This window comes from uncultured Sphingosinicella sp., assembly GCF_963974575.1.
Lineage (GTDB): Bacteria > Pseudomonadota > Alphaproteobacteria > Sphingomonadales > Sphingomonadaceae > Sphingosinicella.
In genome coordinates this window covers 554,183-571,299 of record NZ_CAXBBQ010000001.1, presented here as the reverse complement: position 1 = coordinate 571,299, position 17,117 = coordinate 554,183, and the positions used below count along the sequence as shown (strand labels likewise).

Annotated in this window: 16 protein-coding genes; 12 read left to right on the top strand and 4 right to left on the bottom strand. The window is 63.1% G+C overall.

The genetic code is table 11. The features are described from left to right. Positions 1-7 precede the first annotated feature (7 nt). From AAC014_RS02795 to AAC014_RS02750, 10 genes are all read left to right on the top strand, one after another. A complete protein-coding gene (locus AAC014_RS02795) occupies positions 8-1,024 on the top strand; it encodes a membrane dipeptidase (protein WP_339703829.1) in 1,017 nt (338 codons plus the stop codon). 75 nt (positions 1,025-1,099) lie between these two features. After that, on the top strand, positions 1,100-2,239 hold the full coding sequence (locus tag AAC014_RS02790) for an alpha-hydroxy acid oxidase (RefSeq protein ID WP_339703828.1): 1,140 nt from the start codon (positions 1,100-1,102) through the stop codon (positions 2,237-2,239). Further along, positions 2,236-3,702 (top strand): leucyl aminopeptidase family protein, encoded by a 1,467-nt coding sequence (locus AAC014_RS02785; RefSeq protein WP_339703827.1) that lies wholly within the window; start codon positions 2,236-2,238, stop codon positions 3,700-3,702. Before AAC014_RS02790 ends, AAC014_RS02785 begins: the two co-directional genes overlap by 4 nt. 72 nt (positions 3,703-3,774) lie before the next feature. Then, positions 3,775-4,971 carry a serine hydrolase domain-containing protein gene (locus tag AAC014_RS02780; RefSeq protein ID WP_339703826.1) on the top strand — a complete coding sequence of 399 codons (1,197 nt, stop codon included), beginning with the start codon at positions 3,775-3,777 and terminating at the stop codon, positions 4,969-4,971. 39 nt (positions 4,972-5,010) lie between these two features. Beyond that, a complete protein-coding gene (locus tag AAC014_RS02775; RefSeq protein WP_339703825.1) occupies positions 5,011-5,895 on the top strand; it encodes an alpha/beta hydrolase-fold protein in 885 nt (294 codons plus the stop codon). Further along, the gene (locus AAC014_RS02770) at positions 5,892-7,175 is read left to right on the top strand and encodes an MFS transporter (RefSeq protein WP_339703824.1); all 1,284 of its coding nucleotides are present in this window, start codon (positions 5,892-5,894) and stop codon (positions 7,173-7,175) included. The genes AAC014_RS02775 and AAC014_RS02770 overlap by 4 nt, the downstream gene beginning before the upstream one ends. Before the next feature lie 65 nt (positions 7,176-7,240). Next, entirely contained in the window at positions 7,241-8,737 is a 1,497-nt protein-coding gene (locus tag AAC014_RS02765) for a serine hydrolase domain-containing protein (protein WP_339703823.1), read from the top strand. A 77-nt stretch (positions 8,738-8,814) separates the two neighbouring features. Beyond that, complete coding sequence (locus tag AAC014_RS02760; RefSeq protein ID WP_339703981.1) at positions 8,815-9,693, top strand: NAD(P)-dependent oxidoreductase; 879 nt, start codon at positions 8,815-8,817, stop codon at positions 9,691-9,693. Positions 9,694-10,168: 475 nt separating this feature from the next. Further along, the gene (locus tag AAC014_RS02755; RefSeq protein WP_339703822.1) at positions 10,169-10,567 is read left to right on the top strand and encodes a sigma factor-like helix-turn-helix DNA-binding protein; all 399 of its coding nucleotides are present in this window, start codon (positions 10,169-10,171) and stop codon (positions 10,565-10,567) included. 72 nt (positions 10,568-10,639) lie between these two features. Then, positions 10,640-11,560 carry a nucleotidyltransferase and HEPN domain-containing protein gene (locus tag AAC014_RS02750; RefSeq protein WP_339703821.1) on the top strand — a complete coding sequence of 307 codons (921 nt, stop codon included), beginning with the start codon at positions 10,640-10,642 and terminating at the stop codon, positions 11,558-11,560. Positions 11,561-11,614: 54 nt separating this feature from the next. On the opposite strand, the gene AAC014_RS02745 is transcribed toward AAC014_RS02750, so the two are convergent. After that, positions 11,615-12,211: a PaaI family thioesterase gene (locus tag AAC014_RS02745; protein WP_339703820.1), complete on the bottom strand. Its 597-nt coding sequence runs from the start codon at positions 12,209-12,211 to the stop codon at positions 11,615-11,617. Between the two features lie 44 nt (positions 12,212-12,255). Beyond that, a complete protein-coding gene (locus AAC014_RS02740) occupies positions 12,256-12,531 on the bottom strand; it encodes an HU family DNA-binding protein (RefSeq protein WP_339703979.1) in 276 nt (91 codons plus the stop codon). Positions 12,532-13,006: 475 nt separating this feature from the next. Between AAC014_RS02740 and AAC014_RS02735 the strand changes: the two genes are divergently transcribed. Together AAC014_RS02735 and AAC014_RS02730 are read left to right on the top strand one after the other, a co-directional pair. Further along, positions 13,007-14,320: an Hsp70 family protein gene (locus tag AAC014_RS02735; RefSeq protein ID WP_339703819.1), complete on the top strand. Its 1,314-nt coding sequence runs from the start codon at positions 13,007-13,009 to the stop codon at positions 14,318-14,320. Further along, positions 14,317-14,790, top strand: a complete 474-nt coding sequence (locus AAC014_RS02730) for a GreA/GreB family elongation factor (protein WP_339703818.1) — start codon at positions 14,317-14,319, stop codon at positions 14,788-14,790. Before AAC014_RS02735 ends, AAC014_RS02730 begins: the two co-directional genes overlap by 4 nt. A 93-nt stretch (positions 14,791-14,883) precedes the next feature. Here AAC014_RS02730 and AAC014_RS02725 read toward each other — a convergent pair whose 3' ends face one another. Beyond that, complete coding sequence (locus tag AAC014_RS02725; RefSeq protein ID WP_339703817.1) at positions 14,884-15,945, bottom strand: NADP-dependent oxidoreductase; 1,062 nt, start codon at positions 15,943-15,945, stop codon at positions 14,884-14,886. Further along, complete coding sequence (locus tag AAC014_RS02720) at positions 15,920-17,116, bottom strand: lipid-transfer protein (RefSeq protein ID WP_339703816.1); 1,197 nt, start codon at positions 17,114-17,116, stop codon at positions 15,920-15,922. The genes AAC014_RS02725 and AAC014_RS02720 overlap by 26 nt, the downstream gene beginning before the upstream one ends. Between the last annotated feature and the right edge of the window lies 1 nt (position 17,117).

Here is a 17,117-nt window from a genome sequence, read left to right as displayed (position 1 = left end):
AGATACATTGCAGAAAGTACGTGCCGCTGATCTGATCGCAGCCAATCTGGTTGTCGATTTCACGGTGCCCGCGACGCCTCTGGAAGGGTATCTGGGGGGTCGGCGGGGCCTGTTCCACTTGCTCGATCAATATCGTGATGCGGGGGTCGGCTGGATTTCCCTGACCGCCGGGCTCGATCACTATCCATCGATCGACTTTACCGTCCGTCAGATCGCCGCGTTGCGCGCGATGCTGGCGGACGGCAAGGACAGATATATGCTCGCCGCCTCGTCGACAGAGGTCAGTCAAGCGGGCAGGGAAGGTCGGCTCGCCGTGTCGCTGGCGTTTCAGGGTACTGCCATGCTGATGGGCGACCTGGCCATGGTGGAAGCCTATCGAACGCTCGGCGTGACCGTAATGCTGCTCGCATATAACGACCGGAATCCCGCCGCCGACGGCTGCATGGAACCTGAAAATGCCGGCCTCTCGAAATTCGGGCGGCGGCTGGTAGAGGCAATGAACAAGGCAAGAGTTCTCGTCGACCTGACCCACACCGGCGAGCGTAGCGCGCTGGAGGCGGCCGAGGCCAGCGCTGCGCCGGTCGTCTACTCGCATTCCAACCCCTCGGCATTGCTGCCCCACCCGCGCAATATCAGCGATGCCCAGATCGTCTCCTGCGCCGCCACCGGCGGTGTGATCGGCATCAACGGCGTCGGTATGTTCCTGACCGAGGGCGGGGACGAGGTAACGGCCGAACTGCTGTTCCGGCAGGTCGATCATATCGCCGATAAGGCCGGGATCAGGCATGTCGGTCTCGGCCTCGACTATGTCGACACGTCGATTTCGGATATCCTTCACCGCATCGTCGAGACTTCAGGCGACCGCTACGACAGCAACTATCAGCGGCCGGCCTTCGCTTTCGCATCGCCGCAGATAATCGTCGAGCTGGTCGAGTGCATGCTGGTGGCCGGTTACAGCCATGACGACATCGGCCTGGTGCTGGGCGGCAATTTCTCCCGGGTATATACCGATGTCGTGGGCTGATCTTCCCGGGGGCGTACCGGAGGCCGGATCATGTTAGGCGGGGAACGCCTCGCGCGGGCATATAATATTGCGGACATGGGACGGCTGGCGGATCGCGCGCTACCGCTTCCATTGCGCAACTACATGCAGGGCGGCGCGGACGACGAGACGACGATGCGCCGTAATTCTGCAGCTTTCGACGACTGGCTGCTGGCGCAGCATATACTGGTCGATGTCAGCGCGGTTGATCCCGGCACCGAGCTTATCGGCTTCCCTTCGGCGCTCCCGCTGATGCTTTCACCAACAGGCATGTCGCAACTCTTTCATGCCGCAGGCGAAAGTGCGGTCGCTCGCGCCGCGAAACGGGCGCAACTGCCCTACGGCCTTTCGACGATGGCGACCACGTCGATTGAGGCGGTGGCCGAGACCGGGGCGATGCGGTACTTTCAGCTCTATTTCTTCCGCGACCGCGGGCTGACCAAGGCGCTGCTCGAGCGCGCGGCGGCGTACGGCTACGGCGCGTTGTGCCTGACCACCGACACGACGGTCGCGGGAAATCGTGAGCGCGACCTTCGTAGCGGGATGGTGATGCCGCCCCGCTTCACCCTGGGCAGCATGATGAGCTTTGCCGCACACCCCCGCTGGTTGCTGGGCACGTTGCGCAACCGCGCCTTTCAGCTCGCCAACGTTGTGGGCTATGTCGATGAGATCGGGCGTAGCGGCACCAGCGTGATCGACTATGTCAACAAGCAGTTCGACCGGTCGGCGACGTGGCGGGACCTGGAATGGCTGCGCGCTCAATGGGGCGGCAAGCTGGTGGTAAAAGGCGCATCGAGCCCCGCCGACTGCCTGCAGGCAGTCGAATGCGGCGCGGACGCGATCATGGTCTCCAATCACGGGGGACGCCAGCTCGATGGCACGGGTGCCCCGATTGATTATCTGCCAGCGATCAGAAATTCCATTCAGAACCGCGCACAACTCATCGTTGACGGCGGCGTAAGGCGCGGCACGCATGTGCTGAAGGCGATTGCTCTGGGTGCGGATGGCTGCTCGATCGGCCGCCCCTATCTTTACGGATTGGCGGCAGGCGGCGAGGCCGGCGTTGAGAGGGTTCTGGCGATATTCCGTGCCGAGATCGAGCGCGACATGGCGCTGATGGGCCGTACCCGTGTTCGCGACATCACTGCAGCCGACATCGCTCATCTTTCCCGTCATCGCGTCGCGGAGTTGTCATGACCAGCTGGACCAGTGTCAACATAGAGGCAGGCCGGGCGCAAGCGCCCTTGCTGGTCCTTGCAAGTGCGCGGCGAGTTCGTGCACCAGCGGCCATCGCGGAACGCGTGTCTGCGACGCTTCGCGCGGTCGGGTTTGCGGCGCAGCCGGGATGCTGGCTCGACCTGATCGGGCAGGAGGATATATCTGCGCGTATCGTTGTCGTCGCCGTGGCGGATGACACCGCCAAGGGTCGCTGGCGCGAGACCGGGGGCCATATTGTCGCGGCGCTGCGTGCGCTCGGCCTGCCCGCCGCACGCCTTCCTGCCGCAACCGATCTTGACATCGGCGAGCACTTCACCAGCCTGATCGAGGGTGTGCTCCTCCACGGTTTCAGCCCCGATCGCGGACGCAACACCCGCCACTTTGAAGATCGCGATCACCTGCTGCTGGTCGCGGCAGAGGACCTGGTGTTGGTCGAGCACGCACGCCAGCGTGCTGATCCGGTCAATCGCGCTCGGGCCTGGGTCAACCAGCCCGCCAATCTGCTTACACCGGCAGTTTTCGCGGATGAAGCGGAGGCCGCCCTCACACCGCTCGGCATCACAGTGCACCAGCTCGGGCCGGAGGCTCTCAGCGAAATCGGTGCGCGCGGACTTCTCGCCGTCGCGTCCGGCAGCGACAATCCACCGCGCCTCACTCTCGCGGAATGGCGCGGTACACCGGACCGCCCGGAATGGGATGTGGCGCTGGTCGGCAAGGGTTTGACGTTCGACGCCGGGGGCCTGAACCTTAAGGTACCGCCGGTTATCAACATGATGAAGCTGGACATGGCAGGCGGCGCGGCCGTGCTGGGCGCGATCGAGCGGCTCGCGCGGCGCAAGGCGGCCATGAACGTCGTCGCCGTCGTGCCGATGGCCGAGAATCTGATCGACGGGAAGGGTTATCGTCCCGGTGATGTGATCACCTCGCTGGCCGGCCTGACGATCGAAGTACTGGATACTGATGCGGAGGGACGCATCGTTTTGGCCGACGGCATCGCCTATGCGATATCTCGGTATCTCCCTGCTACGGTCATCGATGTCGCGACGCTGACCGGCGCGGTCACCAGTGTGTTGCACGAGGATTTTGCGGGCCTTTTTACAGCAGATGACGCGCTCGCGGACGAGCTTATCCGTGCCGGCGGGGAAACCGGGGAGGCGGTGTGGCGGCTACCGTTGGTTCCAGCGCAGGATTATCTGGTCGAATCCATAGCCGCGGATGTCGCCAATCTCGGCACCCCGGGGCTGTTCGGCCTGGGGGCCAGGGGACCGGTCGCGGGCGCAAAGTTCATCGAGAAGTTTACCGCAGGATGCCGCTGGGCGCACTTGGATATCGCTGGAACGGCATGGGCGACGCGCCCCTCGTCGCGTAGCGGTCCAGGTCCGACCGGCTTTGGTGTCGCCCTGCTCGACCGCTGGATCGATATGGCCGGGAAAACCGCGTGAAGCGCGAGCGGAGACAAGCAAGCAGGCACGCGCATTCCTGTTCGCACAGCCGTCGCGGGAGGACGATCTAAAATGAGCGGATTCAGATTCACGCCGGGGGTCGCTGGCGACGTCGGGTTTTCGGCAAGCGGGCTGTACGAACTGAGCCTCTATTTCGACACGCTGGTGGCAAACGGCACGTATCCGGGAATGGTCGCCCTGCTGGCTCGCGGCGACAAGCTCGTCTTCAGTCACGTCACCGGCTTCGCCGATCTGGAAACGCGCGCGCCGCTGATGCACGACACCATCTTCAATCTGTATTCGATGAGCAAGCCGTTCACGACCGTGGGTCTGCTGCTGCTATACGAAGAGGGCAAGTGGCGGTTCGACGACCCTATCTCCACTCACCTCCCCGAATTCCGGGATATAGCCAGGCAGCCCGGCGGAATGGCGAGCCGCGAACCGAGCATGCTCGACATCTTCCTTCATACGGCCGGGTTCACCATGGGCTCGACCAAGGAGGAGATCATTGCTGCGTTTCAAAAGATCGGTTGGGACAATGCACGATCGCTCACCGAGCTGATCGGCCGCTATGCCGAGATGCCGCTCGGCTATGATCCGGGGACAGCGTGGGAATATGGCAATGCGACCGATCTTCAGGCCGAAATTGCCGAGCGCATCACCGGCGAGCGTTTCGACCTGTTCCTCAAGCGGCGCATCTTCGATCCGCTTGAGATGCACGATACCTGTTTCGACCTGGGCTATGAGCGATCGCGCCGCCTCGCGCGTAGCCACATCGTCGACGCGGAGACTGGAAAGATGCGGCCGATCACGACCGATCCCATGGAGCGGATGGAAGCGATCTTTCCGATGGGCGGCACCTCGTTCAGGTCGACCGCCCTCGATTTCGCACGCTTTGCACGCATGCTGCTCAACCGCGGAACGCTGGGCGAGACACGGATCCTGCTGCCCGCGACGGTCGACCTCATGCTTACCAATCATCTCCCGGATGCGCTGCTCAAGAATACATACGGCGCAGCCCATTATGTCGTCGGCAACGGTAACGGTCATGGTCTCAACGGGCTGGTCTGCATCGACCCCGAAAAGGCTGGCCGCCCGGTGGGACGCGGCACCTATGAATGGGGCGGCGCATACAGCACCTGGTTCTGGATCGATCCTGAAAACGACCTGCTGTTCGTCGGCATGTCCAACCGGCGGCGCATCCGTCCCGACCCGCATGCGAACGAACTCGTCTCGCAAGAGATCGTGTACCGCGCGCTAAACACCTGATTGCGGGGGCGCGATTACCCCGATCCTTGGAGTATCTCAGTGGGAACCAGCACTATCGAACGCATCGAACGCTTTGCATTCACCGCATCGGGTGAAGGCGGCACCAGCTATTCGATCAGCGTGTTCCTACCCACCGGCCTCGCTGAAGCCGCCGGCACTGCGCGGGTGCTGTTCGTGCTGGATGCCGACATGGCGATGGGGATGGCGGCGGAAATCGTCGAAAGTGCGTCGGTCTCCGGGACGATCGAACCGGTGATCGTCGTCGGTATCGGATATGGCAGCGACCTCATGACGATGGCGAAGCTGAGGACGAAGGATTTCACGCCGCCGCTTCACACCGCTCATGCCGCCGAAGTCAAGGCACTGGCGCACATGATCGGCAATGATCGGGGCGGTGCTGAGCGCTTCCTTTCCGTCATCCTCGACGAGCTTGCACCCGCGATCGCTCGACGCTGCCCGCAGGCCTCGCTCACCGGCAACATTCTGCTTGGCCATTCGCTTGGCGGCCTGTTCGTCAGCTATGCGCTGCTCACGCGGCCGGATGCCTTTGCGACGTTCCTGATCAGCAGTCCGTCTCTGTGGTGGGATGGTTTTGCCATACTCGCCGGCCTCAAGGATTTGCCCGCCAAACTGGCGGGATCGAACACCCGCCCGACAGTGTTCGTCAGCGTCGGCTCGAAGGAACAGGATGCGCCGGACAGGCTGCCGGCGATGATGCCGCCCGGCACGGACCTGGCCGCCATGCAAACGCTTGTGGCCAACGCCAGGATGGTCGATGCCGCGCAGGATTTTGCAATCGCACTGCGCAATGCGGGGCTGGTTTGCATGCTTACAACCTTCGAAGGCGCAACCCACACCAGCGTCCTGCCCGGCATGATCAGTCGCAGCCTGCTCTTCGCGCTGGAATCGGATGGCAAACGATGATGCGAAGCGATCTCCCGCCGCCCGGGATGCCCTGGAACGGCTTCTCGCCGGCGCGGCGCTGGACGATGTTGGCCGTTCTGTTCCTTGTCTCCACCGTCAGCTTCATCGATCGCAGCATCCTCCAGATCCTTCTGGAATCCATCCGCCGCGAGTTCGAGATGTCGGATCGCATGCTCGGGCTGCTGAGCGGCGCCCCCTTCGCGATCTGCTACGCCGCGCTCAGCATTCCGTTTGGCAGAGCGGCGGACCGCGGCAATCGCAAATGGCTGCTGATCGTAGCACTGGCGCTGTGGAGCGTGATGACTGGCCTGTGCGGCGTTGCGCCCACCCTGACCTTTCTCTTCTTCGCACGCATGGGCGTGGGGGCGGGTGAAGGCGGCGCTGTGCCGCCTAGCCATGCGCTGATCGCTGACTATTTTCCGCCTGGCCAGCGCAGCCGCGCCTTCGGCATTCTCAACATGGCCGCCACGGCAGGACCGCTCATCGCGATGGTCGGCGGCGCGTGGATCGCGCAGCTCTACGGTTGGCGGGTCGCTTTTCTGCTGATGGCCGGGCTGTCGCTGCCGATCGGACTGTTGGCCGCCATCGTTCTGAAGGAGCCGGCCCGGCATGCGCTCAAGGCGGGAAAGGCTGGCGGCGACGGCATGATGGACGAGGTTCGGGTGCTGTTCCGCAAGCGTTCGTTCGTATTCCTCCTCGCCGGCCTGACCTGTTATTCGCTGTTCACCGCCGGTCCGATGATCTTCGCACCGACCTACCTGGTGCGCGTACTCGAGATGGATCTTGTTCAGGGCGGCGCCGTGTTCGCGCTGGCGACCGCCCTGGGCACGATCGTTGGGACGATCGGGGGCGGGCACATCGGCGACAAGCTTGCGCAGCGCGACGAGCGATGGCTGGTCTGGTTGCCCGCTGCAGGCATGACGTTGGCCTGCCCGGTGGCGATGGCCGCTTTCGCCGTGACCTCGCTCGTGCACGTCTTCATTCTGTTTTTCGTTCTCGCCACGCTGTTGATGGCTGCGATTCCCGTGCTTTATAGCGCGGTCCAGCATATCTGCGGCTCGCAACGTCGGGCGCTGGCTTCGGCGATCGTGATGGCGTCGCTCCACGCCATCGGCATGACGATCGGGCCGCTTGCCACGGGCGCGATCAGCGACTTCCTGGCGCCGGCAGTCGGCGTGGTGTCGCTGCGCTACGCGATCATCCTGATGACGAGCAGCCTGATCCCGGCGATCGTTTGCCTTTGCTTCGCGGCCCGCACGGTGCGCAGCGATGCCGAATGATGACTCTTTGCGATGAATTACATCGGCTGCGAGTGCCATATTCTTTGAGTTAGGGGAGTTGCACGATGAACGAGGAACGAATTCACACGACTGATCTGGCCGGTCTCCGGCTGATCGACGCGCTCAAGACCTACATCCCTATCGTGATGCGCAAGCATCAGACACCCGGTCTGCAGATTGCGCTCGCCGACAAAGGTCGCATGATCTGGGAAGCGGGATATGGCCTGACAGACATTGCCGCCGACCGGAAAATGATGTGTGACAGCGTCTACCGCTCAGGCTCGCTTGGAAAAACCTACACGGCGACCGCAATCATGATCTTGGTCGATCGCGGTGTGATCAACCTGGATGATCCGATCAACCGCCATTTGCCGTTTAAGGTCAATAATCCGCTCGGTGAGCGGGATATTACGGTCCGTGACCTGATGGTGCATCGGGCCGGACTCAGCGTCGATGGTGCGTGTTCCTGGCAGCCGTCCGTGGATTTGGCCGAGACAGTCGAGGCCGAGTTCAGCCGGGAATGGTCGCCGCTGATGGGTGGGACCATGAAGCGTTGGATCGCTCCGGTCGGCGCCCAGTGGATGTACTCCAATCTCGGTATCGCCACCCTCGGCCTCATCGTGCAGACCGCCAATACTGAAGGCCTCGACTTTTCAGGCTTCGTCCAGCGTCATGTAATGGACCCGCTCGGCATGAAGCTCAGCCAGTATCCACCGGCGCAGCACCCTGACTATGTACGCTCGGACATCTGGTCGCTCACCGGTCAGGGCTATTCCCGCATGGGCGCCGCCGATGTGCCGACCTTGCCCCTGTATATCAGCGAATATCCGGCGGGCGCCGCCTTGCAGCGGCCGGCCGACCATCTCAGATTGCTACTCGCGATGCTGAACGATGGTGAGCTGGACGGTTATCGGCTGTTCGCGCCTCAGATCGCGCGAGACATGCTGTCGCCCCAAACCGTTGACCCCGGCAATGTGCAAGGACTTGTCTGGCGAATCAACGATCACGGGACGGAATGGGAGTCCTTTGATCATGCCGGTGGGCACATGTTCGGGTGGCGCACACAGGGCCGGGGCTGGCGAAACCACGGTGCGGCGATAATGGTCGCTTCAAATCAGTGGCACTTGCCCGACAACGTCGTTGACGTGAACGAACTTGCGGACTTCGTTGGGAATTGGCTGCGTCACAGACCTCCGGTCGATGCGGATGAGCGCGCCAATCTGGATGCGCAAACTTTGTCTTATGCATGCGGCGTGCTGTTGGCCGGTGCCTATCGTGTTTCTCTCGCAATGCCGGGCACGTTGCCGATTGACCACCTGCGCGACGGCCTCTCCGCCGTTCGCGACCGGGCGGGTGACTGGGACGCCGATGCTTTCCGGCGCGGCTTCGAAGCGGCCTGTGCGCTGCCACCCACGCTGGAGGCCGCGATTGCGTTCTGGGGATCGTCCGATTGCGAGATCGACGGGGCGGCGGCGCATGAAGCCTATGCAGCGTTGGGCGGAAAGCTCGAGCCCGGCCTGCTCAGCATACTGCTGCCGCCGATCGGGTCGAGCACGCCGTGAAGGACCCGGCCGTCTTCTGTTGCCTCCCGCTACCAGACCCCGTCGAAGCGCAATTTCGGACCGCGTTCCGCTTGATCATGGCCGAAGCCGGCAACGCGCTCGATCAACTGGCGCAGTTGCATGCTGCGGGCGAGCGGTTAGACGCCATCGTGACGGGATTGGGCTGTTCGCCGCTCGACGCCGCCGCAATCCGCGCACTTCCGCCCTCGCTGCGGATGATCGCGAGCTACTCGGTCGGCACCGATCATATCGACCTCGATGCCGCGCGCGAGCGGGGATTGGCGGTCTCGAATACGCCGGGTACGCTGATCAACGCAGTCGCCGACGCCGCAATGTTCCTGATCCTCGGCGCGGCACGCCGTGCGACAGAGAGCATAGACCTGATCCGTAGTCGCACGTGGACCGGGTGGACGCCGCACCAACTTCTGGGCGTCGAGCTCGCCGGTCGGACGCTCGGCATCTATGGCATGGGTGAAATCGGCGGCGCCGTCGCGAGGCGGGCACGCGCCTTCGGCATGCACATTGCCTATACGAACCGCCTCCTGGTCGAAACGTCCGATGCCTGCTTCGTACCCGATCCGCTCGACTTGATGGCAAGGGCCGACATTCTCCTCCTTGCGGCGCCATCGACACCGCACACGCGCGGCTTTGTTAACGCCGTGTCGCTTGCGCGGGCGAAACCCTCGATGCTTCTCGTCAACATCGCGCGCGGTGATCTCGTGGTCGACGCCGATCTTATCGCGGCGCTCGACAGCGGGCGCATCCAGGGCGCCGCGCTCGACGTATTCGCGGGAGAGCCCGATATCGCGCCCGGCTATTTCGACCTACCGAACCTGCTCATGACGCCCCATATCGGCAGCTCCACCCTTGAAGCACGCATGGCAATGGGGGCGAGCGTGATCGGCTCCATTCGCGCGTTTCGCGCGGGTAAAGCGGATTCTTGCCGCCTTGTATAATTGCATGGAGCTGACGCCATATCGCGACTTATATGCGATCAGCCGACTGATCTGCTTCCGGCCTTGACCAAAGCGATATCGACGGAGCTTGTTCTAGCGGTGGGAGCCCGGCGGGGCACGATAATCCCCGCACCTCTCTGCCTGTCGCTTCGTAAAACCGGTAAAACGCATCGCCTTTCCTTCGAGCAGTTTTCAACCATCCTGAATGGCGTGGAGATTCGCGCCGAGCGTGATTTCTGAAGAACACCCGCGCAAGTGAAGGAGATCGGCATGGTTTGACCGGCTCCCGCGCGGTGTGTGCGGGTCGCTTTGCCTTTGGTCCGGCCGTGCCGGTCCTGCAACCCGCTGACGCGGGTCTTCCACATGCGTTCCAGCCCTTCGGGTGCAGGCCCGGCCCTCATGGCCGGACCTGTCGGCGCTCCGCCGCCCACCCCGCTCTTCCGCCGGGTGCGGCTGTTGGAGAGGGAGAAGACGGATGCAGCAGCGTATCAATGGAGCCGCCGTGCCGCAGGAGATGGACCGGCTATCGGTCATGCGGCGGGTGTTTGAAGGCCTGCCTGAGACGACACTCATCGTGTTCATGGCGCACCGGGTCGAGGGCAAGCGCTACGCCGAGATCGCACGCGAGCTTGGCATGAGCGAATGGTGCGTCGAGCGCCACATGGTGCGCGCTATCGGCCGGATCGCGGATGTCGGCGGACGCTACCGGGCGGCGTTTTCGGCGCTCGATCCCGTGTCGCGGCAGATCATGGAGCTGGCCTGGGACGGGCTGGTCAATGACCGCATCGCGCTGCGGCTGGGTCTCTCAGTCCGCGAAGTGGAAAGCCGCATGGCGGATGCCCTGGTGGCACTCGATGAGGCCACAACCCTCTGATCAGGGGGTTGTGGCCGTAGCGCCCTGTTCTTGCAGTGCAAAGTCATGCCCCAGTTGCTAGGAAGGTCTTCGATGCGCACCGACCTCGATCATCTGCCACCAGCCAAGCAGCGCGAGCTTGAGCGCGTTCTCGAGGTGCTGTTCGCGGGGTTCGAGCAAGCGACGAGCCTCGCCACACAGGCATGGAAGAAGAAGGCCCGCATCCTTAAGATCGTGCTCTACGGCAGCTACGCGAGGGGCGGCTGGGTCGACGAGCCGCACACCGCCAAGGGCTACAAATCCGACTTCGACCTGCTTGTTGTCGTCAACGACAAACGCCTCACCGACCGCATCCCCTACTGGGAGAAGGCCGAGGACCAGCTGATGCGCGAGTATGGCATCACCAAGACTCTGAAGACCCCGGTCAACTTCATCGTGCACTCGCTGCAGGAGGTGAACGACGGCCTGGCCCATGGCCGCTACTTCTTCATGGACGTCGCGAAGGACGGCATTGCGCTCTATCAGAGCGACGACACGCCGTTCCATACGCCGAAGCCGAAGTCGCCTGAACAGGCGCTCGCCATGGCCAGGGAGTACTTCGAGGAGTGGTTCCCTTTAGCGCTCAGCGCGAAGAAAGGGTTTCTATTCTATGTGTCCCAGAAGGAACTGCGAGATGCTGCGTTTACGCTGCATCAAGCGACCGAACGCCTCTACCATTGCGTCCTTCTGGTCTGCACCTTCTATACGCCCCACGTCCATAATCTGGGCTTCCTGCGCACGCAGGCCGAGCGGCTGGACCGTCGCCTTTTCCATGTCTGGCCGCGTGATACGAAGAAGGAACGCGCGCTCTTCGAGAAGCTGAAGGAGGCCTATGTGAAGGCGCGCTACTCGAAGCATTACCGCATTAGCGCCGAGGATCTTGAGTGGCTGGGCGCCCAGGTCGAGGAGCTCGGTCGCGTCGTCCATGCGGTGTGCAGCGAGCGCATCGCCGAGCTCGAAGCCGTCGCGAAATAGCCTTCGCTCGCCTGTCCAATCTGCTGAATACCTGCCGCCGCGCCGAAATATGCGTCAGTCGGTGATGCCATCCCGGCCTTCGATTGCCATCAAAGTCGCCGTCAAGAACGCGATCAGCCTGAGCGCGCCGTCCTTTTCCGCAAACACTTCAGCCTGCGCGAGCGTGAGCGTCTTGCCCGCTTTGAGAACCTTGCCGCGCGCAATGAAACGGTCCCCCACCGCCGGAGCAAGGAGATTGATCTTGAATTCTGTCGTCAGAACGCCCCTGCCGGGCGCCATCGTGCTGAGCGCCGCATAGCCGGCGGCCGTATCGGCGACGGCGCTGATCGCACCGGCATGGACAAAGCCATGCTGCTGCGAAATCGCGGGGCTTGGAGACAAAGAGATTTCCACGGACCCACGAGAAATGTCCCCAAGCGTTGCGCCAAGGGTCCTCATCAGCCCCTGTTTGGCGAAGCTTGATCGGATGCGCGCCAGATTTGCGAGGTCGTCAGTCTCTTCCATGTCGGCACATTGGCGGGGTGCCGCGAAGTGCGCAACTGGCCGATCGTCGCCATGTCGTTCCAGCGCGAACTCGGCGATCCCGCACCGAACAAAATGTGCGTCGGCGCGCTTGTGACTAGCCTTATGGGCACTGGACGCCGGCTCCACGCCCCCGTGGGTCGGCGTCCTTTTCCAATTTTTGATCCGTAAAATCAGCCGTTGAGCCGGTCCTTGACCGCCTTGGCGGGGCTGAACGCGAGCTTGTTCGAGGCCGCAATCTGCATCGCCGCGCCTGTTGCCGGGTTACGACCTTCGCGCGCGGGAGAAGCCTTCACCTTGAACTTGCCGAAGCCGTTCAGCGACACTTCCTCGCCTTTGGCGGCGGCGTCGGTGATCGCGGCGAACACCGCATCGACGGCCTTGCGTGCATCGGCCTTGGTGGTCCCGAGTGTCTCGGCAAGCGTTTCGGCGAGGTCGGCATTGTTCATGTCTGAGCATCCTTTTGTTGTGGAAAAGCCCGTCTGACGCCGCATGGAATCGCTGTCAAACGAACACGTCGTTAACGCGAGAAAGCGAGCGAAAATCATGCCCAAAGCATCACTTTCGATCGCCGTCATGCCGCGAGAATGCTGCGCAGCATGACGTATTTCAGATCAGTTTTTGCATACATTTGATCCGAAAACGCGTCCACCGCCGTCCAGCAAAACGGAAAACGCCACCCCCTGATCAGAGGGGTGCCATGCACGTCCATGCGCGTCCGGGACAGGATCGGTCTGTCCGAGGGTCGGAAGGGTGCGAGAGGGGAGGAAGTGGAGGGAAGTGAAAGCAAGATAAAAGGGAATGCTCGCCGCGCCTATGCGCGGGGAGAACATTGGGCCGAGAGGGTCAATGTGATGCAGGCATGGTTGTCCTATGCGCGTGGCCCTGCCATAGCCGCCGGCCGCTCGCTGGAAAGGAAATGCAGTGCCCGCCGACAAAGCCAGCGCCATCGGCATCGACTTCGGCACCACCAACTCGGTGGTCGCACGCACCAATGGCAAGGGAACGGCTGAACTCGTCAGCTTCGCGGCGCCTGACGGGCCCTCGAGTGTGTTTCGCTCGGCACTGTGTTTCTGGCAGGACGAGGATGCCCGCGGCGGGCTCGCGCACGCGGCCGGGCCGTGGGCCATTGCCGAGTTCCTCGAATTTCCACAGGGTTCGCGCTTCCTGCAATCGTTCAAATCGGTCGCCGCCAATCCCAATTTCGAACAGGCGAGCGTGTTCGAGGCACGGCTGCGTTTCGAACAGTTGGGGCAGATTTTCCTGTCTCACTTGCGCGAGCACGGCGGCGATCCGCTTGCCGACCTGCCGGACCGCATCGTCGTCGGACGCCCGGTGCGCTATGTCGGTGCACGGCCCGATCCGGCGCTCGCGCGAACACGCTACGACGCGATGTTCGAAGCCCTGGGCCGCCCGGTCCACTATGTTTACGAGCCGCTTGGCGCCGCCTACAGCTTCGCCTCGCGGCTGAGCGAACCCGCGACACTGCTGGTGGCGGATTTCGGCGGCGGCACCAGCGACTTTTCGATCGTCCGCGTCGCGCCCGATGCGGCGCAGCGGTGTGTGCCGCTGGGGGCAGCGGGTATCGGCATCGCCGGTGACCGGTTCGACTACCGGATCATGGACCATCTGGTCCTGCCGCTGCTCGGCAAGGGCGGTCAGTATCGCTCCTTCGACAAGGTGCTGGAGATTCCGGCCGGCCATTTCACGGATTTCGGGGACTGGTCGCGGCTCGCGCTCATGCGGAACCGCAGGACGCTCGACGAACTGGCGCGGCTGAAGCGCGCGGCGCTCGATCCGGCCGCGATCGGCCGCATGATCGCGGTGGTGGAACACGAACTCGGCCATGGGCTTTACGAGGCGGTCGGCAGGCTGAAACGGGCGCTGTCGGCAGACGAACAGGCGGTTTTCAGTTTCGAAAGCGTCGACCTGACGATCAACACTGAGGTCTCGCGCGCCGACTTCGAACGCTGGATCGCAGCGGACCTCGCCCGCATCGCCGAAACGGTGGACAGTGCGCTCGCAACAGCGCGCCTCACCCCTGCCGATATCGACCACGTCTTCCTGACCGGCGGCTCCTCGCTGATCCCGGCGGTACGCCGGTTGTTCGCCGATCGCTTCGGGGAAAGTCGCCTTGCAGGCGGCGAGGAACTCACCTCGATCGCGCATGGGCTTGCACTCATCGGCGGGGCACCCGACATCGCGGACTGGATCGCGCCAGAGGAGAGCGGAGCATGAGTGTCGCCTTTCGCCGCGAAAGCGATGACGAACATCTCGAACCCAAGTTCGAGCTTCCGATCCCGCCGGGGCCGAACCTCGTGACCGCGCGCGGGCAGGCGCAGATACGCGCGCGGGTGGCAGAGCTCGAAGCCGTGCTGCAGGGCCTCAGCGACGAAGACGCGATCAAGGCGACGCGCCGTGACCTGCGCTACTGGCGCAACCGGCAAGCCACGATGCAATTGATGGAAGACGCCGACGGCGCGCGCGTGGCCTTCGGCTCCACCGTCACCTTTCGGTTGAACGGCACCGAGCGCACCGTCACCATCGTCGGATACGATGAAGCAGACCCCGCCGCCGGGCTGCTCTCCTTCTCCGCACCGCTCAGCCGCGCAATGATGGGCGCCGAGCCCGGAGACACGCTGGACTTCGCAAACGCGAGCGATGCGATCGTGGTTTCAATTCAAGTCCCGGGAGATTTAAGACGGTAGCGCCGACATTGCCGCCTTTCGCTTGCCATGGGTCAACCGTCTGAACCCGGCATGTTCGGGAGGTCTTTGTCGTCGCGCCGCCAGCGGCATCGATCAGGCGACGCGGACCAGCAGTTTCCCGGTATTGCCGCCCGTATAGAGGAGGTTGAGCGCATCGGGCGCGTTCTCCAGTCCTTCGATCATGTGCACCGGCATCTTGATCCGGCCTTCACGCAGCCAGTCGGCAAGATCGCGCATCGCCGCCGGAATAAGATCCACATGGTCGAGGATCACGAAGCCCTGCATCGTGAGGCGGCGCATGATGACGTTGCGAAACATATAAGGGCCGGGCACGGGCTCGTGGCTGTTATAGGTCGAGATAAGGCCGCAAATCACGACCCGCCCAAAGTCCTTCATGTGCGTCAACGAAGCGTCGAGAATATCGCCGCCGACGTTTTCAAAGCACAGATCAATGCCATCGGGGCATAGCTGCCCCAGCCGCTCGCTCACATTCTCGGTGCGATAATCGATGGTTTCATCGAAGCCCAATTCATCCCGCAGCAGCGCGCATTTCGCGGCTGAGCCGGCGATGCCGATCACCCGCGCCCCGGCGATGCGCGCGATCTGGCCCACCATCATGCCTACCGCGCCGGCCGCGCCGCTCACCACCACGGTATCGCCTGATTTCAGAGCGCCGATATGGTGCAAACCCACATGCGCGGTCGGCCCGGCAACACTCATGGCGGCGAATGCCTCTGCCAGGTCTATGCCCCCGAGCGCGGGAAAAGGCGAAAAACCCGTGCCATCGCTGACGATCAGGCTGGACCAGCTATGCAGGCCGCTGGCGTGGCAACCCACCGGATAATCGGGATGGCGGCTGGCGATGACTTCGCCAAACACGAAGCCGCGCATGGGGTCGCCGATATGCACGGGCTCCATGTAAATATCCCAGTTGCTGATCCACACCCGGTTGGTCGCATCGAGCGAGAGATACAGGGTTTTCAGCAGGAACTCGCCCTCTGCGAGATCAGGCACAGGGTCTTCGCGCCATTCAAAGGTGTGGCCATCAACCTTTTCCGCTGGTTTCTGTCGGAAATACCAGCGCTGTGCTATCAATTGCCGATTCATATTCCCTCGCTTTGGATGGACCTCACACGCGGCCGCCCACGCTTTCATACAATGTCACGACGCAGGCACCGCCCAGGCCGATATTGTGCGCGAGCGCCAGACGAGCACCTTCCACCTGTCGGGCGCCGGCCGAACCGCGCAACTGGCCGAAAAGTTCATGACATTGCGCCAGCCCGGTCGCACCCAATGGATGTCCCTTGGCGAGAAGCCCGCCGGATGGATTGACGACCACCTGGCCGCCATAGCTGTTGTCGCCGTCGCGGATGAAACGTTCAGCCCCGCCTTCAGGCACCAGCCCCAGCGCCTCGTAGCTCAGCACTTCGTTGCTGGTGAAGCAATCATGCAGTTCGACAACGTCCACGTCCTCGGGGCCTATCGCCCGCGACTCATAAACCTGAATCGCCGCGCGCCTGGTCATGCCCGTTCCGACGGTCGCCCCGAGGTCATCGCCCACAAAGCTGTCCGCGGCGTCGGTGGTGACGGCCTGAGCCGCTATTCTCACATCGTCCGAGATTCCATGCCGGCGCGCAAAATCCGGCGAACATAAGATCGCGGCCGCCGCTCCGCAGGTGGGCGGACAGCATTGCAAGCGCGTAAGCGGGCCATAAAGACGTGGGGACGCCAGAACTTCCTCGATGCTGAGCGGCTCCCGGAATACAGCCAGCGGGTTGCCGGCCGCATGGCGGCGTGCCTTGCACACGATCGCGGCAAAGACATCGTCCGGGGTGCCATGGCGTTCCTGATAATCAAGCGCCGCGCCGCCGAACAGGCGCAGCGCCATGGGCGCATCGGAAGGGCCGAAGCGGTTGTCGATTACGGACAGGAACCTTTCAAGCGGATCGGTGCGATCGTTCCACTGAGACTGAAGAGCCCCCCGGCGCATCTGCTCGAATCCGAGAGCGAGGACACACTCGGCGGCGCCGGACATTATGGACTGGCGCGCCAGAAACAGCGCCGAGGAGCCGGTCGCGCAATTGTTGTTGACGTTGAATATCGGGATCGCCGTCAATCCGGCCGGATAGAGGGCGGCTTGTCCCGCAGTGCTGTCGCCATACACATAACCGACATAGGCCTGATCCAGCGCACTATAGCTCAGCCCGGCTGCCTTCAGCGCCTCACTGACAGCTGCCTCGGCCAGTTTCACATAATCCGGCGAATTGGCGGGCGTGCAGAAGGGTGTCATGCCCGTTCCCGCCACAATGATGCTGCTGCTTGTCACT